Genomic DNA, 12,025 nt, shown 5'->3' with positions numbered 1-12,025 from the left:
CATGCACATCATGGGAATCGTTAACGTCACTCCGAACTCGTTTTCGGACGGCGGCAAGTATCTTGATCCGCGCGCCGCGATCGACCACGGACGCCAGCTGATCGCCGACGGCGCCACGATCCTCGACATCGGCGGGGAGTCGACCCGTCCCGGTGCGCAGGCCGTCGCGCCCGAGGAGGAATGGGGGAGGATCGCCGACGTCGTCGCCACACTTGCGCGTGAGACCACTATCTCCGTCGACACCTACCATGCCCCCACGGCCAAACTCGCCGTCGAGGCGGGCGCCAGCATCGTCAACGACGTCACGGGCGGGCAGGGCGACGCCGACATGTTCGCCACCGTCGCCGCCCTCGAATGCGACTACATCCTTCAACACGGGCGCGGTAACGCGCGCACGATGAACGAGCTAGCCGTCTACGACGACGTCGTCGGTGAGGTGCACTCCGAGCTGTTGGCCTCGCGAGACGCCGCCGTCGCCGCCGGAATCGCCCCCGAGCGTATAGTCTTGGACCCGGGACTAGGTTTTGCCAAGGTGGGCCTGCAGGATTGGGAAATCCTCTGCGGCCTGGGCACCTTTCTCGGCGAGGGACACCGCGTGCTCGTGGGCCACTCGCGCAAACGATTCCTCGCGCCGGTCGCCGTCGGGGATAAGGACGGGGCAACGGCGACGATCAGCGCACTTTTAGCCGAAACGGGCACGTGGGCCGTACGTGTCCACAACGTCGCCGCAACCGCGAGCGCCATCAACGCCATAGAGATGATGAGGGGACAAGCATGAGGATGGCAAAGATCCAGTTGAGCGGGCTGCGTGCCCGCGGAACACACGGCGTGCTCGACTTTGAGCACGCTCAGCCGCAGGAGTTCGTGGTGGACCTCAAGATCCACCTGGATATTTCACGGGCCCTGCAGACCGATCGCATTGAGGACACGATCTCCTACGCCGAGGTCGCCGACGTCGTCGTGAAGGTCATCGAGGGCGAACACTGCGACCTCATCGAGACCCTCGCCGATCGCATCGCCGCCCGCGTCCACGATCTGGGTGCTACGGCCGTGGAAGTCACCCTACACAAGCCCCACGCGCCGATGGATCACAAGTTCGCAGACGTCTCGGTGACCGTTGAGACCTGGGGTCCGAGCCTGGATCCTGACCCGCTCGCCGTCATCGCCATCGGCTCCAACCTCGACGATCCGGCAGACCACGTGCGTCGGGCCATTGACGAGGTTGGTGCGATCGCCGACCTTATCGCGATATCCGGCCTCTACCGCACCGCGCCGGTATTGGCCGAGGGACAGTCCGAACAGCCGGACTACATCAACGCCGTCGTCATGGCCGCCACCACCCTCAGTCCCGAGGAGCTTCTGGCGAAGCTACAGAAGATCGAAAACGATCACGGCCGGGTGCGCGAGGAGCGTTGGGGCCCCCGCACCCTCGACCTCGACATCATCACCTTCGGCGACGTGACCAGCGACGATGAGGGCCTCACCCTCCCGCACCCGCGCGCCGCCGAGCGCCGCTTCGTGCTCGAGCCGTGGCTCGCCATCGATCCCGACGCCGAACTCGCAGGTCAACCCGTAGCCACGCTTTTGGCTGGGCTTGAGGAGCAGCAGATCGAGCTCGTCGAAGGTCCCTGATGAGCGACGGAAAACTACGCCCCACCTCATGGACGAGCCTGCTCGCCATCGCCGTGGTTGCGGGCGTGACGCTTTTTTCTCTGGCATCCATCTTTGTCCGATCGGGCATTAGCCCTATACAGGTTCCATTTTGGCTTTTCCTCGTGCCGATCGCGATCGGCGTCATCGTGATCGTGCAGGCCTGGCTCGTGCGGCAGTATCGGCGTGGCCGGCGTCCTATCGACCAGCTCTACGCGGCCCGCATCTGGGTTCTCACCGGCGCGACCTCGCGCGGGGGAGCTATCCTCTCGGGCGGTGCTATCGGCGTGGCGGTCGCATACTTCATGGGAGGACCGACCTCCTTCCTCGATGAACAAGGCACTAACGCCTTGGTCGCCGGATTAGCATCGATCATTATGACCGTACTTGCCCTTGTTGGTGAAAGGTGGTGTATCGACGACGACGCCTCGCCCGACGCAAGTTCCGAAGCAAGTGGGACAGCTGGGGCGTAATCCCCGCCCCGAGCTGAGCCTTTTAAAGCCAAACGTACGGGATGTAGGGTTAGTCGTATGAAACATACGCTTGCACAGTCGGTCAGCTTCACGTCCCTACCACCTCAATATCAGACGGTGGCACTGATTCGGTGGACGATCGGCGTCGCCGCGGTCGTCATCGCGGTATGCGTTGCCGGATGGATGTGGGGATCGGCGAGCATGCCTGGCCTCATCTGGTGGATCGCGGCAGCGATCGTATCAGTGATCGCCCTCATTCAAATTCCTTTCGCCGTCCGCCGCGCCCGCATGTTCGGCTACGCGGAGCTCGAAGACGAGCTCCTCATCCGTTCGGGCGTCATGTTCCAGCGCATGTCCGTGGTCCCGTACGGGCGCATGCAGCAGGTCAACGTTGAGACTGGGCCGGTGCTCAAGCGCTTCGGCCTCGCGAGCATCGAGCTCGTCACCGCATCGGCTACGACGGAAGCGGAAATCCCCGGGGTCCGGCTCGAAGAAGCCGAGCGCCTGCGTGAGAAGCTGACCTCCCTCGGCGAAGTCAAGATGGAGGGCCTGTGAGCGACAAGCGCAACCTGGGAGACTCCGTCCCCGCCGAGGCATGGCGAAAATTCCACAAGGTCACCCCGATCGCCAAGGGCGGCATGGTGTGGGTCGTCCTCGCCATCGCTGTCTACAACATTCTTCAACAGATTCTTGAAAATGGGATGGACGGCTTCACCGACCTCCTCGACCACATCACGTGGCTCATCGGGATCGCCATCTTCGGCGGCCTGATCGTCCTCACTCTCTTGGTCATCCTCTTCTCTTGGGTGTCCTGGAAGTACCAGAGCTTCGCCATCGTGGACTCCGGCATCCACAAACGCACCGGCGTCCTCATCAAGAACCACAGCCACATGCGCTGGGATCGAGTCCAGACCGTCGAAGTCGAGCAGCGCCTTTTCGGCCGCATCTTCGGCTTCGGGTCAGTCAAGATCGAATCAGCTGGCAGCGAGCCCGCAACCGAACTCGGCCTGCTGACAATGGAAGACTGCGCCAAGCTGCGCAAGGAAGTCCTCACCGGGCTGGCCAACGCGCGCGCCGGGCGTCCGATCGGCATGGGCCTGTCCGCAACCGACGTCGTCGGACGCGAGCCGGGCACCGAGCTCCCCGCGGCTGTCGGCCAACCGGCCGACGGCGTCGTGGACGGCTCGCAAGCATTCGGGCAAGCGGCCGGGCCGGTGGTGCCGATCTTCGACCCGGACGACACCGAGAACGACCGCCTCATCTTCGAACTTCCGACCTCGCGGCTCATCGCGGCGCAATTCCTCTCGATGGGAGCGGTCATCACCATCGTGGGTACGATCGTTGTGATTGGCGTGTCGATCTGGCTGCATTCCGCCCTCATGGCCATGGTCGTCCTCCTCTTTGGCGCCGTCGTCTCCATCGTCCAGTCGGGGCTCGCGGCCTACGGCACGAAGGTCTACATTTCGGAAAACGGTCTGCGCGTGCGGGCGGGGCTGACCAAGCTCACCACCCGCTCGATGCCGCCGGCGCGCATGCACGCCATCGAACTCCATCGCCCGATCCTCTGGCGGTGGAAGGATTGGTGGAAGGTATCAGCCACGCTGGCCGGCGGAAACGCCCTCGAGAACGCCGGCGAAGCGACTAAGGCCGGGATCGTCATCCCGGTCGGCACCCGCGAAGAGGCCCTGCAAACGCTCTGGACCATGCTTCCCGACGCCGGCACCGACGACGACGCCGCCCTCATCCGCGACGCCCTCGACGGGTTGGGCACGGGCCGCTTCTTCCTGTCAGCGCCCGGGCGCGCCAAGTGGTTCGACCCGATCACCTATAAGTCGCGTGGCATCTGCCTGACGCCCAGGGTGGCCGTGATTCGCCGCGGGCGCTTCAGCCGCAAGGTCACCTTCGTCTGGCAGGATCACACCCAGTCCCTGCGCATGAGCCAGGGGCCGATCCAGCGGCGCCTCCAGCTTGGTGACATCAACTTCGACATGGTTAACGTCCAGCACTACACGCGGCACAAGAACATGGCGATCGACGAGGTCGAGCGCATGATCTGGGTCGAAAATGATCTGACAGCGAAGGCTCGTCACGTAGGCGTTTCGGAGTCGATTGACGATTGGCGCGAACGCGTGCGGGTCTAAGCGGATGTGCACAAATGTGCGGGCCAGTACCCGCGGGTCCCTGTCGGCCTGCTGGGTACTGGCCCGGATCGTCGTCGTACATGAATGCCGGCGCTTGGCCTAAGCCTCAGTGCAGCGACGGGGCTTCATCGGACATCTTCAGAAAAGGTCCACGGGCAGGGGAAGCTTCCCTATCCGACAGCTGCTGGGCACGTTGAGCCACGCAAAATGAGTTCAGAAGGAATAACCCGTTGTTCGATGGGTGCTGTGGGTGAGGCAATCCGCGCGATAACCAGATCTGTGAGTGTACGTCCGATTGTTTCGAAGTCCTGTCGGACGGTCGTCAGCGGGAGGACCGAATATTCAGCGAGTGCGATATCGTCGAAACCAACGATGGAAATATCTTCAGGGATGGACACGCCTTGTTCATACAAGGCCCGCATGGCGCCAAACGCCATTTCGTCGTTTGCGGAGAAGATCGCGCTTACGCGGAGCTCACTGAGGGCGAGACCTGCCTGGTAGCCGGATCGCGCGCTCCAATTGCCGTACATGATCGGGCCGAGGGGTAAACCTGCCTCTTCGAGGGTTGACTGCCAAATATTTTGGCGAATATTCGCTGACGGTGACTCAGTTGGGCCTGCGATGTGAGCGATCCGAGTATGACCCAAGCTGAGAAGATGTTCAATGGCGAGGCGGGTGCCCTGTACTTGGTCGGTGACGACCGATGAGAAGTTATTGGTGAATCGCGAATCCGATACAACTGTTGGCGTGCCGTGTGAAAGTGTGTGGGGGATCGTGGCTGATCCTGCTTGCACCACGATGAGTCCGTCAATAGCCTGATGGCTAAAGTAGGAGCCTGCTTGAGCTAGTTCTTGGGTGCCGGGATGGGAAATTTGGCGTAGGTTGACTGAGTATCCGCGTTCCTCAGCTTCCGCGGCGATGCCAGCGGTAATGAGGCTTTCCCCGGTGCGGCCGAGATTTTGGGTGATGACGCCAAGCGTGCGGTACTGACCGGAACGTAGCGCTCGTGCCGCACGATTCGGGACGTAACCGAGCTGATCCATAGCGCGAAGCACTTTGGCTTTAGTGCTTTCTTTGACATTGGGCACGGCGCGAGCAACACGAGAAACAGTTTGTGCGGAGACGCCGGCAAGGCGTGCGACGTCTTGGATAGACGGCTTGTTTGTTGCTCCTGATAGCTGACTCATGGACGTATTCTAGCAGGCATAACCTCTAAAAATGTTCACGTTAGCAACGCCGGGTGGAAGCTTGGTGGATCAGTTGCCGAGAGAGGCAGATCCGTGATACTGCACGCTTATGGAGCATCTTGTTATATGAAAGTTATTGAAAAGTGTTGTTGAAATCGTTGGGGAGTGTGTAGAGTGGCAACGTAAACATTTTGATTTCAAGCTCTCCGAAAGGCGCCAATGGAGGTGCCGACAAAGTGAGCTTTGAAGTGAAGGAGTTCAATGATGAAATCTCTGAGAAAACTGGTAGCAGGTGCTACAGCTTTCGCACTGGGCTTGGCATTAACCGCCTGTGGCTCTGATTCTGCCAAGGAGGCGAAGACCACCGCGGCGAGCGAGACTCTCACGGTCTGGGCGTGGGACCCGGCATTCAATATCTATGCGTTGAAGGAAGCGGAGAAAATCTATCAGAAGGATCATCCAAACTTTAAACTCAACGTTGTGGAAACGCCGTGGGATGATTTGCAGCCTAAGCTCACCACGATCGCGCAGTCGGGGCAGAACGATCAGCTTCCGGATATCTTCCTCATGCAGAACTACTCGTTCCAAAAGAACGTGGCCAACTATCCAGACATTTTCGCCAATATTGACGCTGCGAAGATCGACTTCTCACAGTTCCCCGAATCCGTGGTGAAGTCATCTACCTTCGAAGGTAAAAATTACGGTCTCCCGTTTGACTCGGGTACGGCAATTTCGGCTCTGCGCACTGATATCCTCGAGCAGGCTGGCTACAAGGCTGATGACTTCAAAGACATCACCTGGGATGACTACCTGGCCAAGGGTAAAGACATCCTCGCTAAGACGGGCAAACCATTGATGTCAACCATGGCCGGCAACTCCGACTTGGTCATGATGATGCTCGGCTCGGCAGGCAAGGGTCTTTTTGACAAGGACGGCAAGGCAACAATTGCTAACAACGATGCTTTGATTGAAGTGGCACGCATTTACAAGGAAGCCATTGACTCAGGCGTCTTGCAGATCGTCAATTCGTGGGACGAGTACATCGGTTCGTTCGTTAACGGCAATGTTGCGGGCACAATCAATGGCGTGTGGATCGCAGCAAGTATCCAAACGGCCAAGGATCAAGAAGGCAAGTGGGCCATCACGAACGTGCCTTCTCTGTCTAAGGTTGATGGGGCGACGAACTACACCAGCAATGGAGGCTCCTCGTGGGCGATTAGCGCCAATGCGAACAAGGAACTCGCCCAGGACTTCCTCGCCAAGACTTTCGCAGGCTCTGTCGATTTCTACGACACGATCCTGTCCAAGGCTGGCGCTATCGCCAACTGGATCCCCGCCGGCAAGTCCTCCGTCTACGGTGAGCCGCAGAAGTTCTTCGGCGGGCAGAAAGTCTACTCCGACGTCGTTGGCTTTGGCGCAAAGGTTCCAACGGTCGTGACCGGCATTTACCACACCGAGGCTCGCGACGCCGTCAATACGGCACTGACGAAGATCGCGTCCGGTGCGGATGCAAAGACTGCCTTCGCTGAGGCACAGTCAACTGTTGAATTCGCGATGAAGTAAGCCTCTCCCGCGCGGGGTCGGCATCCGTGCCGACCCCGCATTTTCTCCTTGGAAGGAAGCCATGGCACGCAATACACACAGTAGTGGCACAGTGAACGCTGGCCGCTCACGAATGCGACGTAGGCAAATACTGACAAGCTGGTCATTCATTATTCCTGCCTCATTGCTCATTCTGGTGACAAGCTTCTGGCCGATGGTTGAGGCCTTTATCTTGTCATTCCAGACGGGCAAGGGAACACGCTTGCATGTCGCTGAACCAATCTGGATGAACTATCAGCGTCTTCTTGAGGATGAAATCTTCATGATGACACTGAAGAACACCGTGATTTACCTGGTGATCCAGGTTCCGATCATGCTGATCGCTGCGCTTGTTTTGGCTGTCATTCTTAATCGTCCCGGATTGAAGTTTAAGGCCTTTTGGCGAACGGCTATATTTTTGCCGTGCGCGGTATCGTTGGTGTCCTATTCGCTTGTGTTCAGGACTCTCTTCGCGACTGATGGTTTCGTCAATCAGACTCTGATGTCGTGGAACCTAATTGAGGCTCCGGTCAATTGGTTAGGACAGCCTGGCACGGCTCGCATGGTTATCATCCTCGGCTTGCTGTGGCGTTGGACAGGATACAACATGATCTTCTATCTGGCGGGTTTGCAAAACATTGACCCGTCCACCATCGAGGCGGCGCGCATCGACGGTGCCGGCCCGATCAAAACGTTCTGGTATGTGATTGTCCCCCAGCTCAAACCGATTATTGTGCTCACTGCAATCCTGTCTACCAATGGCACACTCCAGCTCTTTGACGAATCGTGGAATCTTACGAAGGGTGGTCCGGCCTATGGAACGATGACGATGTCGCATTACCTTTACGAGCTTTCCTTCCAAAAGAACCCGAACTTTGGCTACGCGGCAGCGATTTCTTACGTGATTTTGATTCTCGTCGCTATCCTTGCGTTTATTCAGTTGAAGGTGGGTGATAAGCGTGACTAAAACATTGCGCAGCGCGCCTCAATACATCTTCCTGTCGATCGTTGCTTTGGCTTCGCTCTTCCCTCTGTATTTCATGGCCGTCTCGGCAACGAACGAGAGCCGGGATGTGCTGTCCACGAAACTGACTCCGGGCAGCCACTTGGTGGAAAATTTTAACTCCTTAGTGGCATCCCAAGACCTGGCCAGTGCCCTGTGGCATTCGACAGTTAACGCGGTGGCGACTACTGCCTTGGCGTTGATCATATGCTCGATAGCTGGCTACTCTTTCGAGATTTTCCATTCGCGCACGAAAGACCGCCTCATGGGCGTGTTGTTGATCGCGATGATGATCCCGTTTGCGGCGACCATGATCCCGCTCTTCCGCATGTTTGCGCGTGCAGGAATGGTCAACAGCACGTGGGCGGTGGTTCTTCCAGCTATTTCCACCCCATTCCTCATTTTGCTCTTCCGCCAGGCCTCGCGTAACTTCCCCCATGAAATCCTGGAGGCTGCGCGCATCGATGGCCTTGGTGAGCTATCGATCTTTATCCGTATCTACATCCCTACGATGCGTTCGACCTATGCGGCGGCGGCTGTTATCACGTTTATGACGGCGTGGAACAACTTTTTGTGGCCCAAAGTTATCCTCGTTGATAACGCCTATCAGACGATGCCGATGCTCGTTTCGAACCTGTCTGCTGGGTATGTCACCGATTATGGTGTGCTCATGCTTGCAGTGCTTATCGCCTCGCTTCCGGCCGTCGTCGTTTTCTTGGCCTTGCAGCGTTCGTTCGCTAACGGAGTGACAGGAGCGGTCAAATGACGTATGTCGATCAGCAGACAATAGCTGACCCCACGGTATTTGCGGTTAATCGCCGCCGAGCTCATTCCGATCACCGTTGGTTTGCGAGCCGCGCTGAGGCCGACGCGGGCGATTCGTCTTTTGAGACGTGCCTCGATGGGGTCTGGAAATACTTTCACGCACACTCTCCGGCTGACGTTCCTGCTGGTCTGGAACACCCCGAGGCCGAGATCGCCGGTTGGGACGACGTCGTCGTGCCCGGCCACGTTCAACTCGCGGGTTATGACCGCCCGCAATATGTCAACGTTCAGTACCCGTGGGATGGTCGCGAGGATATCGAACCGGGCCAGGTTCCCATGCAGTTCAATCCCGTCTCCACATACGCCCGCGATGCCGTTTTCCCCGCCGCCGCACCAGACCAGCAGCTTAGCTTCGTAGCTGAGGGAGCAGAATCCGCGCTGGCGCTGTGGGTGGATGGCACGTTCGTCGGCTATTCGGAAGGGTCCTTTCTGCCAGCCGAATTTGATGTCACCGAGTTTGCTGATGGTGCCAGCCACCGGATTGTGTGCCGGGTGTGGAAGTGGAGCTCAGGATCGTGGCTCGAAGACCAAGACTTTTTCCGATTTTCCGGCCTTTATCGTTCGGTATTTTTGCGGCTACGACCCCGCTGCCACATTGAGAATATCCGTGTGACCAGTGAGATCATTCCCGACGGCGGCACCGCCCGTATCTCGGTCGAGATTGAGGGGATAGGTCTAGAGAAAGCTAGGGTGGCAGCCGAGCTTGACGGCGTCGGCGAGTTCACTCGGGACGGGAACCGCCTGTGGATGGAGGTACCGTCTGCGCGGCTGTGGACGGCAGAGGACCCTCACCTGTACCGTATGCGGATAAGCGTCAGCGACGGCGAGCTCCTTGAGGTCATTGACCAGCCGGTGGGCATCCGTACGGTGGCTATCGAGGGCGCGTTGCTGCGCGTCAATGGAAAGCCAGTCAAACTCAAGGGCGTGAACCGGCACGAGTTCGGCCCGCGCGGGCGCGTACCTGACGAGGAGCTCCTCAAGAAAGATCTCATTGCACTCAAGCAGCTCGGCGTGAATGCCATCCGCACCAGCCACTACCCGAATTCGACTCCGTTCTACGAGCTGTGCGACCGCCTGGGCTTCTACGTTATCGCTGAGGCGGGCCTGGAAACGCACGGCATGTGGGACCGCATCATACGCGGAGAAGGTGGAGTGGAGCTTGCCCTGCCGGGGGATCGCGATGAATGGTACGCACCCGTTGCCGACCGCGTGACCTCGATGGTAGCCCGCGATCGAAATCACCCGTGCGTCATCATGTGGTCGCTCGGCAACGAATCGTATGGCGGAAGTGTGCTGGCACGCGTGGCCGATGCGGCCCGTACGATGGATTCGCGGCCAATCCACTATGAAGGCGTTTTCCACGACCAACGTTACCCCGGCACGAGTGACGTCGCCTCGCAGATGTATACGCCGGCGGCGGGCGTGGCAGACTACCTGCGCGAGCACTCTGATAAACCCTTTATTTTGTGCGAGTTCGCCCACGCAATGGGCAACTCCTTCGGTGCGGTGGATCGTTACATGGACCTCATGCGCCGCGAAGCGCACTTCCAGGGCGTGTTCGTGTGGGACTTTGCCGACCAAGCGCTCCCCATTCGCGACGCCGCTGGGCGCGAGTACTTCGGTTACGGCGGCGACTTTGGAGAAGCTCCACACGACGGCGACTTCAGCGGCAATGGCCTGTTTTTCGCCGATCACACGCCCAAGCCGCAGACTCAGGCCCTCAAGGCGCTCTACCAGCCGCTACTTATCGACGTCGGCGAAGATGGTTTTACGGTTGACAACGAATACGTGTTCGTCCGCACTTCACATCTGACCTGTGAGGTCAGCCTGTCTAGAGAAGGCGTTTGTCTGGAGAGCTCTCCGGTGGCGGTGGATCTCGATCCGGGTCAGAGGGGAACTTTCGCCCTGCCGTTCCAGTTGCCGACTGAGGTGGGAGAATACGCCATCGACGTCCGCTTCCTGCTAGCCCAGGCACAGCTGTATGCACCCGGCGGATTTGAAGTGGCGCGCGGACAGCACGTGTTTAGGGTGGGCGAGCCGCCGGCGCTGCCAAGGAGGCTGACGGCTGGAGTGCGCAGAACATCAGGCGCGCTCAAGGTTATCGACACGGTTCACAACATTGGCGTACGCGGTGACTGCTTCGAAGTCTTGTTCTCCCGACTCTATGGTGGGTTACAGTCCTACACTGTGGGAGAGCCGGGCCGTGAGCGCCAGATCTTGGCAGGCACGCCAAGCGTCAACTTCTGGCACGCGCCCACCTCGAACGAACGCGGCTGGGGCGGCCCGATGGAAGATGGCCAGTGGTTGCTCGCCTCACGCTATAGTCGAATGTTGGGAGACATGCGCGTGAGTGACGGGGACAGCATTGAGGTGTCCTGGACGTTGGAACTGGCCTCTGCACCCGTGTCGCGTTGCGAGATCTCGGCTCGGGTCTATCCCGATTCGACCGTTGTGCTCACAGCTCGCCTAGAGCCAGGGGCTGGCCTGGGGGATCCACCGGAATTCGGTTTCCTCATCCCTGTCGACCCATCGTTGCGAAACGTGCGCTGGTATGGCGAAGGGCCGGAAGAATGCGCCGTCGACCGGCGCCAAGGCGCTTATGTCGGGCTGTACGAAACCGATGTTGAAACGATGCTCACGCCTTACCTGCGTCCGCAAGAATGTGGCTCGCGCACGGGTGTGCGGTGGGCCCAGGTCACTGACGCTGAGGGGCGCGGAATCGAAATCGTGGCCCAATCCGAGATGGAGTTTTCTGCCTTGCCAGTCAGCCCGTTCGAGCTGGAAAACGCTCTGCACCCGCACGAGCTGGGCCCACACCGGCGAACCTGGCTCCGCCCAGGGATGCGCCGCGGCGTCGGTGGTGATGACTCCTGGGGAGCGCGCACGCACCCCGAATACCTTGTGCCACAAGGGCCACTCGAATTCACGGTGGCAATATCAGCAGTTGGCCCTAAATAAGGAATCTGTGGGACGATTTTCGTCCGGTGTATATGTGAGGAGCAAATGCCTGTCTCTAATGCGGTTTCGGCAAATCCACGCGCGAGTGCCCGAGATAAAACATGAATCTGGGGCCTACTAGGCCTCTATGTGAATTGGTGTCCAGTATCTTCAAAAGATCTGTCACTAGGCAGGCCATATTTTTAAAAGATCTGTCGGAGAGCGAGT

The 12,025-nt window shown here is 59.1% G+C and carries 10 protein-coding genes; 9 read left to right on the top strand and 1 reads right to left on the bottom strand.

Translation table 11 applies throughout. The annotated features are described in order from the left end of the window. Nucleotide 1: 1 nt before the first annotated feature. From folP to HLG82_RS07760, 5 genes are read left to right on the top strand one after another with little or no spacing between them, the layout of a single operon-like run. Nucleotides 2-778 (top strand): dihydropteroate synthase, encoded by a 777-nt coding sequence (gene folP, locus HLG82_RS07780; RefSeq protein WP_193326283.1) that lies wholly within the window; start codon nt 2-4, stop codon nt 776-778. Beyond that, entirely contained in the window at nt 775-1,632 is an 858-nt protein-coding gene (folK, locus tag HLG82_RS07775; RefSeq protein WP_193326282.1) for a 2-amino-4-hydroxy-6-hydroxymethyldihydropteridine diphosphokinase, read from the top strand. Before folP ends, folK begins: the two co-directional genes overlap by 4 nt. Beyond that, the gene (locus HLG82_RS07770; RefSeq protein WP_193326281.1) at nt 1,632-2,123 is read left to right on the top strand and encodes a DUF3180 domain-containing protein; all 492 of its coding nucleotides are present in this window, start codon (nt 1,632-1,634) and stop codon (nt 2,121-2,123) included. The genes folK and HLG82_RS07770 overlap by 1 nt, the downstream gene beginning before the upstream one ends. Nucleotides 2,124-2,180: 57 nt before the next feature. Next, entirely contained in the window at nt 2,181-2,678 is a 498-nt protein-coding gene (locus HLG82_RS07765) for a PH domain-containing protein (RefSeq protein WP_193326280.1), read from the top strand. Beyond that, nucleotides 2,675-4,264 carry a PH domain-containing protein gene (locus HLG82_RS07760; protein WP_193326279.1) on the top strand — a complete coding sequence of 530 codons (1,590 nt, stop codon included), beginning with the start codon at nt 2,675-2,677 and terminating at the stop codon, nt 4,262-4,264. The genes HLG82_RS07765 and HLG82_RS07760 overlap by 4 nt, the downstream gene beginning before the upstream one ends. Before the next feature lie 170 nt (nt 4,265-4,434). On the opposite strand, the gene HLG82_RS07755 is transcribed toward HLG82_RS07760, so the two are convergent. After that, entirely contained in the window at nt 4,435-5,451 is a 1,017-nt protein-coding gene (locus HLG82_RS07755) for a LacI family DNA-binding transcriptional regulator (RefSeq protein WP_197551433.1), read from the bottom strand. Between the two features lie 261 nt (nt 5,452-5,712). On the opposite strand from HLG82_RS07755, the gene HLG82_RS07750 reads away from it, so the two are divergent. The 4 genes from HLG82_RS07750 to lacZ all read left to right on the top strand — a co-directional run bounded on the left by HLG82_RS07750 (nt 5,713) and on the right by lacZ (nt 11,818). Beyond that, nucleotides 5,713-7,014: an ABC transporter substrate-binding protein gene (locus HLG82_RS07750; protein WP_193326278.1), complete on the top strand. Its 1,302-nt coding sequence runs from the start codon at nt 5,713-5,715 to the stop codon at nt 7,012-7,014. A 61-nt stretch (nt 7,015-7,075) separates the two neighbouring features. Next, complete coding sequence (locus tag HLG82_RS07745) at nt 7,076-7,999, top strand: carbohydrate ABC transporter permease (protein ID WP_193326277.1); 924 nt, start codon at nt 7,076-7,078, stop codon at nt 7,997-7,999. Then, complete coding sequence (locus HLG82_RS07740; protein WP_197551434.1) at nt 7,992-8,801, top strand: carbohydrate ABC transporter permease; 810 nt, start codon at nt 7,992-7,994, stop codon at nt 8,799-8,801. The genes HLG82_RS07745 and HLG82_RS07740 overlap by 8 nt, the downstream gene beginning before the upstream one ends. Further along, the gene (lacZ, locus tag HLG82_RS07735; protein WP_193326276.1) at nt 8,798-11,818 is read left to right on the top strand and encodes a beta-galactosidase, LacZ type; all 3,021 of its coding nucleotides are present in this window, start codon (nt 8,798-8,800) and stop codon (nt 11,816-11,818) included. Before HLG82_RS07740 ends, lacZ begins: the two co-directional genes overlap by 4 nt. Nucleotides 11,819-12,025 lie beyond the last annotated feature (207 nt).

The sequence above is a fragment of the Trueperella pecoris genome (genome assembly GCF_014926385.1).
GTDB lineage: Bacteria > Actinomycetota > Actinomycetes > Actinomycetales > Actinomycetaceae > Trueperella > Trueperella pecoris.
This window is presented reverse-complemented; position numbering and strand designations above follow the sequence as displayed.

Excerpts from the sequence above, each read along its gene's own strand:
- folP (WP_193326283.1), top strand. The coding sequence starts at position 2 with ATGCACATCATGGGAATCGTTAACGTCACTCCGAACTCGTTTTCGGAC.
- HLG82_RS07750 (WP_193326278.1), top strand. The coding sequence starts at position 5,713 with ATGATGAAATCTCTGAGAAAACTGGTAGCAGGTGCTACAGCTTTCGCA.
- folK (WP_193326282.1), top strand. The coding sequence starts at position 775 with ATGAGGATGGCAAAGATCCAGTTGAGCGGGCTGCGTGCCCGCGGAACA.
- HLG82_RS07755 (WP_197551433.1), bottom strand. The coding sequence starts at position 5,451 with ATGAGTCAGCTATCAGGAGCAACAAACAAGCCGTCTATCCAAGACGTC.
- HLG82_RS07770 (WP_193326281.1), top strand. The coding sequence starts at position 1,632 with ATGAGCGACGGAAAACTACGCCCCACCTCATGGACGAGCCTGCTCGCC.
- HLG82_RS07745 (WP_193326277.1), top strand. The coding sequence starts at position 7,076 with ATGGCACGCAATACACACAGTAGTGGCACAGTGAACGCTGGCCGCTCA.
- HLG82_RS07765 (WP_193326280.1), top strand. The coding sequence starts at position 2,181 with ATGAAACATACGCTTGCACAGTCGGTCAGCTTCACGTCCCTACCACCT.
- lacZ (WP_193326276.1), top strand. The coding sequence starts at position 8,798 with ATGACGTATGTCGATCAGCAGACAATAGCTGACCCCACGGTATTTGCG.